This is a genomic window from Runella sp., assembly GCF_965279615.1.
GTDB lineage: Bacteria > Bacteroidota > Bacteroidia > Cytophagales > Spirosomataceae > Runella.
This window is the reverse complement of the sequence record NZ_OZ257252.1, coordinates 7333351-7347681: the sequence shown is the minus strand read 5'-3', so window position 1 is coordinate 7347681 and position 14331 is coordinate 7333351. Positions and strand designations below refer to the sequence as shown.

The 14331-nt window shown below is 42.6% G+C and carries 18 protein-coding genes; 4 read left to right on the top strand and 14 right to left on the bottom strand.

What is annotated here, in order from left to right:
• Positions 1-62: 62 nt before the first annotated feature.
• The gene (locus ACQY73_RS30960) at positions 63-263 is read right to left on the bottom strand and encodes a hypothetical protein (RefSeq protein ID WP_428658043.1); all 201 of its coding nucleotides are present in this window, start codon (positions 261-263) and stop codon (positions 63-65) included.
• Positions 264-383: 120 nt separating this feature from the next.
• Positions 384-1541 (bottom strand): serine hydrolase domain-containing protein, encoded by a 1158-nt coding sequence (locus ACQY73_RS30955; protein ID WP_428658042.1) that lies wholly within the window; start codon positions 1539-1541, stop codon positions 384-386.
• 119 nt (positions 1542-1660) lie between these two features.
• On the opposite strand from ACQY73_RS30955, the gene ACQY73_RS30950 reads away from it, so the two are divergent.
• From ACQY73_RS30950 to ACQY73_RS30940, 3 genes are all read left to right on the top strand, one after another.
• Positions 1661-2992 carry a spinster family MFS transporter gene (locus ACQY73_RS30950; RefSeq protein ID WP_428658041.1) on the top strand — a complete coding sequence of 444 codons (1332 nt, stop codon included), beginning with the start codon at positions 1661-1663 and terminating at the stop codon, positions 2990-2992.
• Positions 2993-3255: 263 nt separating this feature from the next.
• Positions 3256-4362, top strand: a complete 1107-nt coding sequence (locus tag ACQY73_RS30945; protein WP_428658040.1) for an Mrp/NBP35 family ATP-binding protein — start codon at positions 3256-3258, stop codon at positions 4360-4362.
• 64 nt (positions 4363-4426) lie between these two features.
• Positions 4427-4690, top strand: coding sequence for a NifU family protein (locus tag ACQY73_RS30940; RefSeq protein WP_428658039.1), 264 nt, complete (start codon positions 4427-4429; stop codon positions 4688-4690).
• A 45-nt stretch (positions 4691-4735) separates the two neighbouring features.
• On the opposite strand, the gene ACQY73_RS30935 is transcribed toward ACQY73_RS30940, so the two are convergent.
• From ACQY73_RS30935 to ACQY73_RS30920, 4 genes are all read right to left on the bottom strand, one after another.
• Positions 4736-5824 (bottom strand): MBL fold metallo-hydrolase, encoded by a 1089-nt coding sequence (locus ACQY73_RS30935; protein ID WP_428658038.1) that lies wholly within the window; start codon positions 5822-5824, stop codon positions 4736-4738.
• Positions 5825-5930: 106 nt separating this feature from the next.
• Complete coding sequence (locus tag ACQY73_RS30930) at positions 5931-6479, bottom strand: TetR/AcrR family transcriptional regulator (RefSeq protein WP_428658037.1); 549 nt, start codon at positions 6477-6479, stop codon at positions 5931-5933.
• Positions 6480-6642: 163 nt separating this feature from the next.
• Complete coding sequence (locus ACQY73_RS30925; protein WP_428658036.1) at positions 6643-7167, bottom strand: 3'-5' exonuclease; 525 nt, start codon at positions 7165-7167, stop codon at positions 6643-6645.
• Entirely contained in the window at positions 7155-7799 is a 645-nt protein-coding gene (locus ACQY73_RS30920; protein WP_428658035.1) for a tetratricopeptide repeat protein, read from the bottom strand. Before ACQY73_RS30920 ends, ACQY73_RS30925 begins: the two co-directional genes overlap by 13 nt.
• A gap of 166 nt (positions 7800-7965) precedes the next feature.
• On the opposite strand from ACQY73_RS30920, the gene ACQY73_RS30915 reads away from it, so the two are divergent.
• Positions 7966-8316, top strand: a complete 351-nt coding sequence (locus ACQY73_RS30915; RefSeq protein ID WP_428658034.1) for a LytR/AlgR family response regulator transcription factor — start codon at positions 7966-7968, stop codon at positions 8314-8316.
• A 95-nt stretch (positions 8317-8411) separates the two neighbouring features.
• Here ACQY73_RS30915 and ACQY73_RS30910 read toward each other — a convergent pair whose 3' ends face one another.
• From ACQY73_RS30910 to ACQY73_RS30875, 8 genes are all read right to left on the bottom strand, one after another.
• Entirely contained in the window at positions 8412-8837 is a 426-nt protein-coding gene (locus ACQY73_RS30910; RefSeq protein WP_428658033.1) for a Spy/CpxP family protein refolding chaperone, read from the bottom strand.
• A gap of 34 nt (positions 8838-8871) precedes the next feature.
• Positions 8872-9309: a hypothetical protein gene (locus tag ACQY73_RS30905; RefSeq protein ID WP_428658032.1), complete on the bottom strand. Its 438-nt coding sequence runs from the start codon at positions 9307-9309 to the stop codon at positions 8872-8874.
• Between the two features lie 108 nt (positions 9310-9417).
• Entirely contained in the window at positions 9418-9975 is a 558-nt protein-coding gene (locus ACQY73_RS30900; protein ID WP_428658031.1) for an RNA polymerase sigma factor, read from the bottom strand.
• Between the two features lie 74 nt (positions 9976-10049).
• Positions 10050-11003 carry a transketolase family protein gene (locus ACQY73_RS30895; RefSeq protein WP_428658030.1) on the bottom strand — a complete coding sequence of 318 codons (954 nt, stop codon included), beginning with the start codon at positions 11001-11003 and terminating at the stop codon, positions 10050-10052.
• 22 nt (positions 11004-11025) lie between these two features.
• Positions 11026-11667 carry a hypothetical protein gene (locus ACQY73_RS30890; protein WP_428658029.1) on the bottom strand — a complete coding sequence of 214 codons (642 nt, stop codon included), beginning with the start codon at positions 11665-11667 and terminating at the stop codon, positions 11026-11028.
• Complete coding sequence (locus tag ACQY73_RS30885) at positions 11628-12848, bottom strand: AAA family ATPase (RefSeq protein ID WP_428658028.1); 1221 nt, start codon at positions 12846-12848, stop codon at positions 11628-11630. Before ACQY73_RS30885 ends, ACQY73_RS30890 begins: the two co-directional genes overlap by 40 nt.
• A 16-nt stretch (positions 12849-12864) precedes the next feature.
• A complete protein-coding gene (locus ACQY73_RS30880) occupies positions 12865-13458 on the bottom strand; it encodes a Uma2 family endonuclease (RefSeq protein ID WP_428658027.1) in 594 nt (197 codons plus the stop codon).
• A 9-nt stretch (positions 13459-13467) separates the two neighbouring features.
• Positions 13468-14325: a transketolase gene (locus ACQY73_RS30875; protein ID WP_428658026.1), complete on the bottom strand. Its 858-nt coding sequence runs from the start codon at positions 14323-14325 to the stop codon at positions 13468-13470.
• Positions 14326-14331: the final 6 nt, after the last annotated feature.

Here is a 14331-nt window from a genome sequence, read left to right as displayed (position 1 = left end):
GACCGTCTGCGATTGAAAGCACTAAATTAGCCCCTGAAACGTCGTAAATTAAAAATCAAAGGTTAAATAACGGGACGCGTTCTCGGGCATTTTTTGCAGCAAAGCAGCTCTGCTTCTTTGCATTTGGTCGCTGACGACTTTACCGAAGTAGAATTAATGCTTGCTTTGAGCGAAAGAGATTCCGAACTCAGGCTGCAACCGCCGATAGCAACCAAGATACTGAAAAACAGAAGGTTTTTGAAGAAAGGTTTATTTTTTAGCATGGCTATATCGTTTTGAGTTCGAGAATGTTATGTATCAACGCACATAAAACCCTCAAAATTACATTATTACCCTGATTAATCAATAAATTACTTGCTTCCGACCCGATTTTCCTGCCTCTTTTATCGCGTCAACTCCAACATTTTCAGGAAATCGAATTCGTCAGGATAAGCGTTGTATTTTTTCAGAAGACTGATAATATCTTTTTCAATTTCGTGATTATCAGCACTGTTGGAGAAATACACAAAAAGATAATCCTGAGCGGGAATAAGCAGCACACCGTTGCTGAATCCACAGGTACTTCCTGTATGATATAATCCAAGCTGCCCTTTTGTATTATACGCATGAAACCACCCCAAACCATACTTTCCGGGGGCATTTTTGGGAAGGGCTATAGTTACTTTTTTCAATTCGGCTTCCGGATCAATCAATCGGTTAGTTCGGAGGGCTTTATACCATTTCGTATAATCCACCAATGATGTATACACGCACCCATCGCCTTTGGTAGCACTCGTAATGCTCTGGTCTGAATCTTTCCAACCGCCCTGTTCGGTGCGGGCATAGCCCATGGCACGGTGCGGAATGTTGCCGGCGGGTGCTTCATAGATACGCGTTGAGGTCATTCCCAACGGTTTAAAAATCGCCCGTTCCATAAAATCCGCAAAACGTTGTCCCGATGCTTTTTCGATGATCTGTTCCAACAAACAAAACCCGGAATTGCTGTATTGAAATTGACTGCCGGGTTCAAAGTATGTTTTGGATTGAGTACGCAACAGCCCCAAGACATCTTCGTCCAGCAACTGTGTTTTTTGTGTTTCAGGGATCAGTTCTTCATAATCCCAAATGCCCGAAGAATGCGTCAACAAATGCCTTACTTTTATTTTACTTCCAACAGCAACATTAAATTCAGGGAAAAATTTCAGGAGATTATCGTCGTAAGAAAGCTTGCCCTGTTTAACCAACAGCATAATGCCCATGGCCGTAAATTGCTTCGAAACCGATGCCATTCGGAAAGTGGTTTGTGGCGTGATTCCCTCTTTGGTCGCTACATTGGCAAGGCCAAAACCCTGTTGGTAAATCGTTTTACCTTCTTTTATTACCAAAACCGCAATGCCTGATCGTTGGGCAGGATAACGCGTACTTAATAAGGCTGTCAGTTCTTTTTCCAACGACATGGGAGGCAACGTAAAAAGGGTACAATAAAGCAATGACCAAACAGAAAGGGAAGCATAACGGTCAGGTTTTTTATCAAAAATGCAGCTAAAAAAGGAAGTCTCCAACAGGCAATCATTGTCTTTTTATACCTAAACGAAAAAATAGAAAAATTTTCAGATAAAATTGAACAATAGAATAGTACATCAGGCTTCCTTTTAACTATACTCATAAAACCTTTTTCTTCATGACTGCCAATCCCCACTCTCCTTCTCTTCGTTATGCTTGGTACGTAGTAGCGGTGCTGATGCTCGCCTATATTTCTTCGTTCATCGACCGCCAAGTGCTCACCTTGTTGGTGAAGCCCCTCAAACGCGATTTCGGCGTGACCGATACGCAGGTTGGGCTTTTGATCGGATTCAGTTTTGCCATTTTTTATACTTTTCTGGGCATTCCGATTGGCCGTTTGGCTGACCGACGCAGTCGCAAAAGCATCATCATGTGGGGCATTCTTCTCTGGAGTTTCATGACCGCTATCTGTGGCGTCACGGATACCTACAATCAGCTTTTTCTGGCGCGTATAGGTGTAGGAATTGGGGAAGCTGCTTTATCGCCGGCGGCTTATTCGATGATTTCCGATTTGTTTCCGCGTCATAAGTTGGGTACCGCCATGGGTATTTATAATTTGGGGGTCTACGTTGGCTCCGGGCTTTCGATTTTGTTGGTTGCCCTGATCCTTAAACTCATCAGCGTAGAAGGTATGTGGCAGATTCCTGTTTTTGGTGAAATATATCCTTGGCAAACTGTCTTTTTGGTGGTTGGAGCCCCGGGATTACTGATCGTTGCGTTGATTGCTTTTACCATCAAAGAGCCTGAGCGTCAACAAACTGCCAAAGCCAAGATTGAAATGTCAGAAATCAGGGCATATTTCAGCGCGAATCGTTTTTCATTGTTATCCCTGTTTTTCGGAATTGCTTTTATGGCCTTCAGTTCTTATGCCACTACTTCATGGACTCCTACGCTGTTGGTACGAAAATATGGTCTGGCCGAAGCACAAGCCGGTTTGTTATTGGGAGCCATCATTACCATTTTCTCTACCGCCGGCGTTTATCTGGGTGGACGCTATGCCGACAAATTGACCAAAGACGGCTATGCTGACGCTAAAATGCGCGTTGGCTACCAAGGTATGCTTATCGGCACATTTATTTCATTAGCCATCCTGCTAATGATGTTGTTCACTCCTGCCCCATTGCAACTATTTGTGGTATTATTGGCTTTGAACTGCTTCTTTACGTCAATTCCATATGGTGCTGCCACGGCTGCACTTCAGGAAATGGTGCCTGCACCGATGCGGGCCACTTTCTCTGCTTTTTTCCTCTTTGTAGTCAACATCATCGGACTCGGCGGCGGGCCTTTAGCGGTAGGTTTTATCAATGACAAAGTCTTTGGCGACCCCAACATGGTGCATATATCGTTGCCCTCTACGGTATTATTGGGATGCAGTCTTTCGTGTGTACTTCTATACCGTGGTCTAAAACCGTTCATTCGCAGTGCCGAAAACGCGCGATTAGCGGTATAAATAAAGTTACGTTCAGGGGTTTCGCTGTCGGTAAAATAAACGATACTATCCACTCATGAAGAGGTCGGTCGCAGAGCCGGCCTTTTTAATTTAAAACAAACCGGTCTTTTAAAGATACAAATAGGATTTCGGTAAACTTATCTTTTAATTTTGCGGTTCTAATGGAATGTAACAACGCGTTACGACGTTTTTTAGACAATCAACGTTTACGTTATACATTCTCAGAATTCTACGATTAATCAATAAAAGGATATTACTCCCCCATGGGCGACCTAACCATCAATAAAGAAAAGATACTTCAGGCACTCAGTACGGTTCAGGAACCTGATCTAAAAAAAGACCTCGTGACGCTTGGAATGATCCGCGATGTTGAAACAGGCATTGATCTGATCAGTTTTACCGTAGTGCTTACCACACCTGCGTGTCCACTCAAAGAACTCATTCGCAAAAACTGTACAGACGCCATTCACAAATTTTTCGGCAAGCATATTACAGTAGATATTAAACTTATTGCCGACGTTACCACTTCCCGCAACGGCGGGCCGGTGGTTCCTCAGGTTAAAAATATCATTGCGGTAGCGTCAGGGAAAGGCGGTGTTGGAAAATCTACCGTTACGGCCAATTTAGCCATGGCTTTGTCTCGTTCGGGAGCCAAAGTCGGTATTCTTGATGCCGATATTTATGGACCTTCGATGCCGGTCATGTTTGGGGCCGAAGATATGCAGCCCCGCATTGTACAACGCGACGGCCGTAATATGATGGTGCCTATTCAACAATGGGGCATTAAGTTGATCTCAATGGGCTTTTTGGTTCCTGCCGATAGTCCTACCGTTTGGCGCGGCCCCATGGCCAGTACGGCATTACGTCAATTGATCGGTGACGTTGAGTGGGGCGAATTGGATTATCTGCTTATTGATCTGCCGCCGGGTACCAGTGATATCCACCTTACACTCGTTCAGGCTCTTCCCGTGACGGGAGCGGTGATCGTGACCACTCCGCAAAAAGTAGCGTTGGCCGATGCCATCAAAGGATTGGCAATGTTTCGTCAACCGCAGATCAATGTTCCGGTATTGGGGATTGTAGAAAACATGGCCTATTTCACTCCTGCCGAACTCCCCAACAACAAATATTATCTTTTTGGAAAAAACGGAGGCCAACAATTGGCAGATAAATTTGACGTCCCGGTATTAGGGCAAATCCCACTCGTACAAAGCATCCGTGAAGGAGGCGACGAAGGCCGTCCGGCATTTTTGAGTGATGATATCATTACCAAAGAAGCCTTTCAGGAAGCAGCCGAAAATTTGGCCCAACAAGTAGCGATTCGCAATGCTACCTTGGCTAAAACCCGACAAGTGGAGATCAGAGTATAACGTAAAATGTTGGTTCTTGGTTATCGACTAAAAAAATAGCATCTTAGCGTATTATTCTATAAAAATGGAAACAATTCAAGCTGATTCACTAAAAACCCGCATCGAAACGGCGCTCAACGGCATCCGCCCGTACCTGGAAGCCGACGGTGGCAACGTTGCAGTAAAAGAAATTACCGACGACATGACCGTACGCCTTGAACTTATAGGTTCATGCAGCTCATGTCCTATGTCTACCATGACGTTCAAGGCAGGATTGGAAGAAGCGATTTTGAGATCAGTTCCTGAGATCAAAAGAGTAGAAGCCATCAATCTCACGCCTGCGTATTAATAGTTTTACGATGTCAAAAGAAGGCTCTTTTGACATTGTAATTTCTCAGTAAATCCACCATTCTTTGGTGGGATAGTCACTTCCTCCTATCTCTACTTTTTCACCGATCATTGGCGTTGTGATGGGTTGGTGTAACTCTTTCGCCTTTTTTGTTACGCGTTGGATGGATTCATTCCAAGGATGTAAAGCCAGCGTAAATTTACTCCAATGGACAGGCAGCAATAACTTGGCACGTAATTCAACCGCAGCCTGCGCGGTCTCTTCGGGCATCATGTGGATGTATTTCCAATAGTTGTTGTACTGACCGCATTCCAAAACAGCCAGATCAAACGGGCCGTATTTTTCTCCAATTTCTTTAAAGTGCGTATCATAACCTGAATCTCCGCCTACGTAAATACTGCTGTAAGGCGTTTTTAGGATAAAGGAAGACCAGAAAGTTTGCATGCGCTTAAAGCCGCGTCCGGAGAAGTGGCGAGCCGGCGCAGCCGTGATTTCAAACGTGCTGTCGAGCGATGTTTTTTCCCACCAATCCAACTCCGTGATTTGGGCTTCTTCGTATCCCCAAAGCGATAAGTGAGAGCCTACACCCAAAGATGTAACTACTCTTTTTACCTTAGGTTGCAGTTTTTTGACTGTTTCATAATCCAAATGATCGTAATGGTCGTGGGTAATGATCAGCAAATCCAACTCGGGAAAATCATCAATGGAGTAAACATTGCTCCCGTTATAATTAGCCCCAAAAAAGGTAACCGGCGATGCATGTCCGCTGAAAACGGGATCAACCAAAATATTTTTCCCGTCAACATGCATGAAATAAGACGAGTGCCCGAACCAAACCACGACGGGCTTATCGGAAGTAATATTTTTCAGATCGGTCTTGATCGAAGGCAAAATTTTTGTAGGCTCCTTATTTTCAACCTTGGGAATATACGACTTTAAAATATCAAAATATGTCACTCCTTCCGCTAAGTCAGGTGTAAGGTGTTCATTTTGAAAAGCACCGTTTTTATAATGCGGCGAGGTCAGAATACGTTCAAGTCGTTTTTCTGCCGGATTTTTGCCAAACTGTGGTTGTTGCATGTATACATACACGGCCGCCGGAATGATCAAAATAATAATCAATAGAATAATCATCGTTTTCTTAAATTTGCTGAACATGGGTTGATTGATTTCTTTTTTATAAGTGAGTGCTTACTTACATTTTTAGTACACTATGCATTTATTAATTAACTTTTCTCTTTTAAGCTTTAGAGTTCGGGTACTTAGATTTCAGGAATAAAAGTATCTCCTGAATGAATTCGTCCGAAGGTTGTTGCATAAGTTGGTTGCTTACCCCGTCAAGTAGCATGACCAAAAACACTACTTCTTTTTCAGGTTCAGTATAATTCAATTGACGAAAAGATTCCGTAATCGCATTCGACAATTCAAGATAATGCCCGCCGGGATGGGCCGATTGGCCTTTGTATTTTTTCTGCCATTTCAGCGAAAATTGTAACTTCCAAAATTCTCGTTCTTCACTGAACAGCTTAAATGGCAGCTCAATCGTAGCATGAATTTTAGCTAATGGTTCCGCGAGTGTTACGATGGCTTTAACGTGTCCGCCCATACGTTCATCACTCATCGCCAAAATAGCGTCCATCAAGCCTTCTTTATTGGTAAAATGGCGAAAAATAAGCCCCTCCGACACGCCCGCTTCCTTAGCGATCAGGCTTGTGGGAGTTGTATCAAAGCCATGTTCTGCAAAAAGCTTCAGTGCGGTTTCGAGAATAAGTTCCTGTTTTTCGGTCATATAAAAAGTGAGTAATCACTTACAAAACCGCAGAATGCTAAATCAAGTTCACTGTTTTGAAAATTTATTGGAGATATGCCGTAGGGGCAGGCCTTGCGTCTGCCCCCTTCCACGCAAAATTGGGCAGACGCAAGGCCTGCCCCTACGAAAAAAAATATTGAATTTATAAAACCCAGCCTTTCAGTAGGCCTTGTTGGTCATTTTGAAGAAGCAATTCAAACAGAAGCGTAGTAGCAGCGGCATCGCCCATCGCGCGGTGGTGGTTGGTGTGCTGAATTTGCAGATCACGGCAAATATTTCCCAAACTATACGACTTATAACCCGGAAAAATTTTGCGGCTCAGCCGTACAGTACACAGTGTATCGCGGTCAAAATATTCATCCAACCGTTCGAATTCACGGCGTACAAACCCATAATCAAACGTAACATTGTGTGCCACAAAAGCCGCATTTTGGGTCATCTGCCGCACCTCATCGGCGATTTCTTCAAACGTAGGCGCATCTTTGACCATATGATTATCAATCCCTGTCAGTTGGGTAATAAATCCCGGAATCCAACACTGCGGATTAATAAGAGTTTGATATGAATCTATGACTTTCCGGCCATCGTGACGCAAAATGGCGATCTCAGTAATTCGGCTTGTAGCATAAGTGCCGCCGGTGGTTTCAATATCTACTATGGCAAACATAAGTACAAAGATACCACTTGATAAGTTTTGTTGCCATACAATTTTGCTAATTTTCGACCTTTCAATAGGTAATATTCAGCTTTGGAATAATTAGAAAGCCTCACATAATCCGTTCCGATCAAATTCAATAGTTTCAATTTTATATCAGGTATATTCCGTGCGTAATTAAGGGCTTTAAGGTGAAACTCCAACCCTTTCACAGCATTACCCATGACTTGATAGAAATTTCCCAAATTCAGAAGAATTTTACTTGACATCTGAACATCCTGCAATCGTTCGGATACTGACAACGCCTTAAAAAGCGATTGACTCGCTCTGTAATAACTACCTAATGCCCCATAATGCCTTCCGTGGTGAAAATAGGCTACCATTATTCCTTTGGGCCACCCAATTGTATTAGCCTCTAAAATAGCCTGCTCGATACAAGGAGTTATTTTTTTTCCGATAGATTCTTTTCCCAATTCACATAGTACCAACATCCTTATCGTATCATTCCTGTACGAGCGGCCTTCGGGCGGTAATGAAGCCAATACTTTTTTGAGACTGTCGATTTTCGGCGTTTGGCTGCTGCTCGCAAACGATATCAAAAAACCAACCAATAGGAATAGCGGATAACGATAAGCCAGGTGCATGCGAGAATGTAGGGTTCAGCCACGAAAAATACAAAAAAAACAGACCTTACAAAGAGAGGCTTTGTGAGGAAATACGGGAAAAATACGGGCGCAATACGGGGAAATCTCCCATTTTTTCACCACTCCTAAAGGTGCACTTTTGTATACACATTAAACCCTCTCTGTTATGACTGTTTTACAACTCTTACGTACTCCAAATGGCTTGGAAGGTATTCGTTTACCCCTCAATTCTTACAAAATCTTTGTCCCCCTGCGCGATATTATGCGGCTTGAAGGACAACGAAACTATACACTGTTTGTGCTGAAAACAGGACAACAGATATTGGTTTCAAAAACACTCGGAATTTATGAGGAGTTGTTGCCGTCTGAATTTATTCGCGTAAACCGCGGTTGCATCATTAACACCTCCTATTTAGATTTCGCTCCTAAAGGCAATTTTCGACTCAAAGACGGATATGAGATACCGGTCTCCCGAAGAAAAGTAAAATACCTCGAAGCGTTACTGCAAGCAGCCTGACTATTATACCATTAAAAACATAAAAGAGCCAATTTTGTCTGAATACAAAATTGGCTCTTTTACATTGAAATATACAGGAAAAACAGGTTTACTCCTTATTGTTGCTTTCTGTTCAGGCGCTGAATGAGCATCTGTGTAAACATCTGCTCAGCTTTATAAAGCTCTGCTAATTGCCTTACATTGACCACTTTGAGAAATTTATTCATATACTCACGTTCCAGATCCACTTCTTTTTGTTGAAGATTGAGTGTTTCCTTAATATTTGCCAGAATTTTTTCGTCGGGTGTCGTCAGCGTGTTTGTTTCAACAACAAGTTTTCTCATTTGCTTACGAATCTCTTTTTTTCTGTCATCAAACTCGTTGTAGACAGGCCAAAATTGCTGTGACTGCTCAGGCGTGAGATTGAGTCGATTGGTGATCAACCCTATTTTGGCATTTTCAATTTTCTGATGTCCGCCGTCCTGCGCAAAAGAAACTGTAGCAAATAAGGTGCAAACTAAAACAACTATTATCTTTTTCATTACCGGATTAATTTATAAATAACGGATGGATTCACTAAATGGCTTCCTCTAAGTCTTCTTCCTGAATGGCTTTTCGAAGGTCCTCATCATTTACATTGAGTTGTTGCAATAACACATCTTCATCAGTATACGATTCTTTCACCTGAGGTTGCTCAGTCATTTCCTGCTGCGTGATATGATTATCTTTTAAATAGGTAATAATCTCATCATCTGTGACTTGACTAAGTGTTTCTTCTCCCAAAGAATGTTGTCTCTGTGGATAGGTCAGCCAAAGTAGAATCCCTACAACACTCGCCGCCGCTCCCAACAAAGCAGTACGTTTCCATGACCAACTCACCGAAAAAGAATTCTCTTTTTCCGAAACACGTTCATAAATGCGAGACTGTACTACCGATGGCAGTTTTTCAAAATAACCTTCGGGCTCCCGATAGGGAAGTTTGTTTTCGAGGTCTTCTAATTTTATCCGTTTCATTTTCTCAAGGTTATGCTGTGGACGAAGTGTAATGGTGTTCTCTACGAACGAAAAAACGTAAGGTGTGGATAACGTATTTATCTTTTGACAAACTACTTACAATAAAGTTTAATCTTCACCGTTCAAAAACTTTTCGATTTTTGTCACCGCATGGTGATAGCTTGCCTTTAATGCTCCCACCGAGGTACCCGTAATCTCCGCAATATCTTCGTACTTAAGATCATCAAAATACTTCATGTTGAAGACTAACCGTTGTTTATCCGGCAATGTCAGCAGTGCTTTTTGAAGTTTCAACTGAATTTCGTCACCCGAAATCGGTGAGTCAGACTGTCCGGCAGCTTCCTCAATTTTCTCCAGTAATTCGCCTTCTACGTCGTGAATAGGAACAAAAAAACGGCGACGTTTCTTGTTTAAAAAATTCAGGCATTCGTTGGTTGCAATACGGTACAACCACGTAAACAATTGCGCATCACCCCGAAACGTTTCCAATGCCTGCCACGCTTTGATAAATGTTTCCTGCGTCAGATCATCGGTATCATCGTGATCGATCACCATCTTGCGAATGTGCCAATAAATTTTTTGCTGGTACTTTCGCACCAACTGATTGAAAGCAAAATTTCGGCTCTCAGGATTGGCAAATTTTTCAAGTATGGCTTGATCTGTCATTTTTAAGTAGTGAGCATTGTGCAGTGGGTATTGTGCAATATAACTTAATACCCACTACTCAATACTTATTTCACTTATTTTCTTGCAATCGCCCGTTTTGCGGCGGCTACGATGTCTTTGGCGGTGAGGCCGTATTTTTCCATGAGTTGGGCCGGTGTACCGCTTTCTCCGAAACTATCTTTCACGGCGATGAATTCCTGCGGATAAGGCGTGCCCTGAATCAATACTTCAGCAATGGCGCTTCCTAACCCCCCCGCTACCTGATGTTCTTCGGCAGATACCAAACAACCCGTTTTCTTTACTGATTTTAAGATAGCTTTTTCATCCAATGGTTTAATGGTATGGATGTTGATAATCTCGGCGTTGATGCCTTCGGCTTCCAAGATTTCTCCCGCCTGAATGGCTTCCCATACCAAATGCCCTGTGGCGAAGATACTTACATCCGTGCCTTCGTTGACCATCCACGCTTTGCCGATCTCAAATTTTTGATCAGGATCGGTAAATACCGGAATGACCGGACGCCCGAAACGCAAATAAACGGGGCCTTCATATTCACCGACGGCAATGGTCGCTGCCTTGGTTTGGTTATAATCACATGGATTGATGACGGTCATGCCGGGCAATGCACGCATCATGGCAAGGTCTTCCAAAATCTGGTGAGTAGCACCATCTTCTCCCAATGTCAAACCCGCGTGCGATACGGCGATTTTAACGTTTTTATCGGAATACGCTACGCTTTGGCGGATTTGGTCATAGACACGGCCTGAACCAAAGTTAGCAAAGGTGGTGGCAAAAGGAATTTTACCGCCAATGGTCAAACCTGCCGCCATACCGATCATGTTGGCTTCCGAAATACCACATTGGATAAAACGGTCAGGGTTTTCTTTGATGAATGCATCAAGTTTTAACGAACCCACCAAGTCGGCGCAAAGGGCTACTACGTTGGGATTGGTCTGACCTAATACCTGCATACCCACGCCAAAACCGCTGCGGGTATCTTTCTTTTCGGTGAACGTATATTTTTTCATATAAAAAATTGTGAATTGCAAATTATGCGGGGTCTACCGCGCGGTTTAATGAATGTAATTTGTTTAAAAAATAAGCTGCACTTGGGCTGTTTTGAGCGGAATGCTCTATCGAAAAGCCATTCATGATCAATCTTTTAGCAAAAAGTAATTTATCTCCGATCCCCCTCCCATTTCTGGTTGCGACGGAAATTTCCTTCAACTTTTCTTCCGGCTTAGGAATACCTTCGGGAACTGCCGTTTCCGGGAACATTATGCGAAAGCTTCCACCGAAACAGTGTTCCATGAGTAGGGTATCGGCCAAAAACCAAGTTTCTATCTGCCTGACCACGATTACTTTTTTAATGTTGTCGTCGGTCGAGTTTATTTCTTCTTTGGCCGAAGTGATACAAGGCAAATCCTCTAAGTCTCTCATGCAAAAAACACAATCTGCTCCCCTGTCGTAAAGCAGAGCGGCGAACGAGGCCAATTTTTCTGCATTTTTGAAGACATCCTTTCCACGTTCTTTTTTATTGGCCGGTAAAACACCACTAATCACTTCGATTCCTTTGCTACGACATAGTGTATTGAATGACTCAGAGGATATAATCTGTTTTTCAGTATCACCTTCTACGATGAACCCCACTTTTACCATGGTGTCCCTCCTCCCAATGCTCCCGAAAGCCATACTTCGGCCATGTTGAGGCCATGCAAATCCATCCCTTTTATTTGTTTGATGGTGGTTTCACCGCCTATTTTATCAACCACGATCACTTCCTCAGGGGTCAAACATTCCACCAGAGCGTTTGAGTGCGTATTGAGCCAAATATAATGCCCTTTTTCTTCACAGGCTGCTCTAAAGAAATCAACTAACTTTCTGATGACATACGGATTTAACCCATTCTCCGGTTCTTCAATGCACAAAAATTGCGGTTTATCAGATTGGTAAACAGCTGTTAAAAGCGCTAAGATATTGTAGGTTCCGTCGGAGATAAAAGATGTTTCAAAAGGCTGTTCTGAATTTTTTTCAAAAATTTGTATTTCATACTTTCGACTTATTGGATTTTTAAGATACTCAATCTTTTCAAATTCAGGCACAAATAGACTTAACCATTCTATTATCTCCTCTTTCCTAATATTATCTTTAAAAATTCTTCCTAAAACTTTTGCAAGATTTGAGGCATCAGAACGTAAATAATTAGAATATTTTGTTCGATCTCCAATTCTACTACCTACAAATATTCTACCAAAAAAATCAACAAATTGCTCGAATTCAGGAAGTTGTACAGCCTGACCAAACTCCTTAACTATACTTGAAAGATTAATAGTATTGGAATTTTCTTCAAACGATGCTATTACTTTTTGATTAACCGGAACCAAGAAACTTAAGCTATCGTATTTAGATGATAAGAGCTTATTAACTCTTTGCAATCTAGTAGAGTGAAGCCATTCATCTGAAAATTTCTTTCCTTTTTCTTCTGCTAAACTTTTCAGTAATTCATTTATAGTTTTTTGCTCTTGTTCTGTTTGCTTTATAGAGTTTTTAATGATTTCTATTATTTGCTCATCTTTGGGAGTACACATAAACATAATCCCTTTATCCTTATCAAATTGATGTAATACTATAGTAGGGGCATTAGCATGTTTTCTGTTTAAAAATTTATCTAACCCTCCAAATTGATTTACTGTTTTTAATTGGGCATCAAAATCATCTTCTAAACTCATTAAGCTTGCAAACTCCAATGCCTCAAAAATATTCGACTTGCCCGACCCGTTGGGGCCGACAAAGACCGTAAACGGGTTGGGTTCGACGATTTCCAAATCCACAATGGATTTGAAATTTTTGATATGGAGTTTTTGGAGTTTCATTGGCAACGGAGCCTCGTCAATCTTTAAAAACTTCTAACAAATTGATTTTCAATTCAGGAAAAATAAACGAGTGCATGATTTCGTCCTCAATGAAAGGCCGATGTCCAATAAAAACGCCTTGTTCGTTGAGCGTATAAACCAGTACATTTTTATCGGTCGATTGTACTATCCAATACTCACGCACCCCGGCTTCTTCATACACCTCAAACTTATCTTTCATTTCCTTTCTACTATTGCCGGGCGAGAGAATTTCAATGATCAAATCAGGCGCACCAACACAGCCTCGCATATCCAACTTAGATTTATCACAAACCACACAAAGGTCAGGCTGCACCACTGTATATACCTGTTTGTCGGTATTTTCAGATTTACGCGCCAAGCGCACATCAAACGGCGCATGATACCATTCGCAAGGGTGTTCATCAAAATATCTTACCATTTGTGAGATAAAATACCGTGAAATAGACTGATGTTTACGCGCAGGAGCAGGCGGCATTTTAAAAATGCGCCCTTTTATTAACTCTACACGCTCATCAAACTTCCATTTAAAGTAGTCTGCGTAGCTATATTGCTTTGATAAATCCAGTTGGTCAAGACTTGTTACCATCATCCTGATTGTTTAATAATCCCCCAGCGTCTCCGGCAATTGCGCCAGGGCTTGCTCTAATTGAGCATCATTAGGTGCTACACCGTGCCATTTGTGCGAGTGCATCATGAAGTCAACACCTTGGCCCATTTCGGTTTTCATCATTACGGCGATGGGCTGACCTTTGCCAACGAGGCGTTTGATCTTGCGCAGCAAGGTTGTCAACTCATCCATGTTATTGCCATCAACGGTCAATACACGCCAGCCAAACGCTTTGTATTTTGCGCCAAGGTCGCGGTTGTTGTTTACTTTGTTGGTTGAACCGTCAATTTGCTGACCGTTCACGTCCACGAAAGCGACGAGGTTATCGACGTTATTGTTTGGTGCAAATTGTACGGCTTCCCACACTTGCCCTTCCTGTTGCTCGCCGTCGCCCATGAGGCAATAAACAATATTTTTTTCGCCGTTGAGTTTTTTAGCCAAAGCCGCACCAATCGAGACCGAAAGGCCCTGACCCAATGAGCCGGACGCAATGCGAATGCCCGGAAGGCCTTCGTGCGTGGTCGGGTGTCCCTGCAAACGCGAGTTTATCTTGCGGAAGGTTGCCATTTCCTTGACATCAAAGTACCCGCGACGCGCCAAAACGCTGTAAAAAACGGGGGAAATATGACCGTTTGAAAGGAAAAACAAGTCCTCTCCTTTGCCATCAATATTGAATGACAAATAACCGCCTTTGCCTTTACGGTTGTTGATTTTCATTTGTTGGAAGTACAATGCCACCAACAAATCGGTGCAGCCCAGCGACCCGCCCGGGTGTCCTGATTGGCAACCATGTACCATGCGTAAAATATCGCGTCTTACCTGCGAAGCAATGCTTTGAAGTTCAGTCATTTGAAT

Bases quoted from the DNA above. Each gene is read 5' to 3' on its own strand.
- ACQY73_RS30890 (WP_428658029.1), bottom strand. From the start codon at position 11,667: ATGGCTTTCGGGAGCATTGGGAGGAGGGACACCATGGTAAAAGTGGGG.
- ACQY73_RS30925 (WP_428658036.1), bottom strand. From the start codon at position 7,167: ATGTTTGCCATAGTAGATATTGAAACCACCGGCGGCACTTATGCTACA.
- ACQY73_RS30945 (WP_428658040.1), top strand. From the start codon at position 3,256: ATGGGCGACCTAACCATCAATAAAGAAAAGATACTTCAGGCACTCAGT.
- ACQY73_RS30915 (WP_428658034.1), top strand. From the start codon at position 7,966: ATGACTGTTTTACAACTCTTACGTACTCCAAATGGCTTGGAAGGTATT.
- ACQY73_RS30960 (WP_428658043.1), bottom strand. From the start codon at position 263: ATGCTAAAAAATAAACCTTTCTTCAAAAACCTTCTGTTTTTCAGTATC.
- ACQY73_RS30935 (WP_428658038.1), bottom strand. From the start codon at position 5,824: ATGATTATTCTATTGATTATTATTTTGATCATTCCGGCGGCCGTGTAT.
- ACQY73_RS30875 (WP_428658026.1), bottom strand. From the start codon at position 14,325: ATGACTGAACTTCAAAGCATTGCTTCGCAGGTAAGACGCGATATTTTA.
- ACQY73_RS30900 (WP_428658031.1), bottom strand. From the start codon at position 9,975: ATGACAGATCAAGCCATACTTGAAAAATTTGCCAATCCTGAGAGCCGA.
- ACQY73_RS30910 (WP_428658033.1), bottom strand. From the start codon at position 8,837: ATGAAAAAGATAATAGTTGTTTTAGTTTGCACCTTATTTGCTACAGTT.
- ACQY73_RS30930 (WP_428658037.1), bottom strand. From the start codon at position 6,479: ATGACCGAAAAACAGGAACTTATTCTCGAAACCGCACTGAAGCTTTTT.
- ACQY73_RS30885 (WP_428658028.1), bottom strand. From the start codon at position 12,848: ATGAAACTCCAAAAACTCCATATCAAAAATTTCAAATCCATTGTGGAT.
- ACQY73_RS30895 (WP_428658030.1), bottom strand. From the start codon at position 11,003: ATGAAAAAATATACGTTCACCGAAAAGAAAGATACCCGCAGCGGTTTT.
- ACQY73_RS30940 (WP_428658039.1), top strand. From the start codon at position 4,427: ATGGAAACAATTCAAGCTGATTCACTAAAAACCCGCATCGAAACGGCG.
- ACQY73_RS30905 (WP_428658032.1), bottom strand. From the start codon at position 9,309: ATGAAACGGATAAAATTAGAAGACCTCGAAAACAAACTTCCCTATCGG.
- ACQY73_RS30920 (WP_428658035.1), bottom strand. From the start codon at position 7,799: ATGCACCTGGCTTATCGTTATCCGCTATTCCTATTGGTTGGTTTTTTG.
- ACQY73_RS30950 (WP_428658041.1), top strand. From the start codon at position 1,661: ATGACTGCCAATCCCCACTCTCCTTCTCTTCGTTATGCTTGGTACGTA.
- ACQY73_RS30880 (WP_428658027.1), bottom strand. From the start codon at position 13,458: ATGATGGTAACAAGTCTTGACCAACTGGATTTATCAAAGCAATATAGC.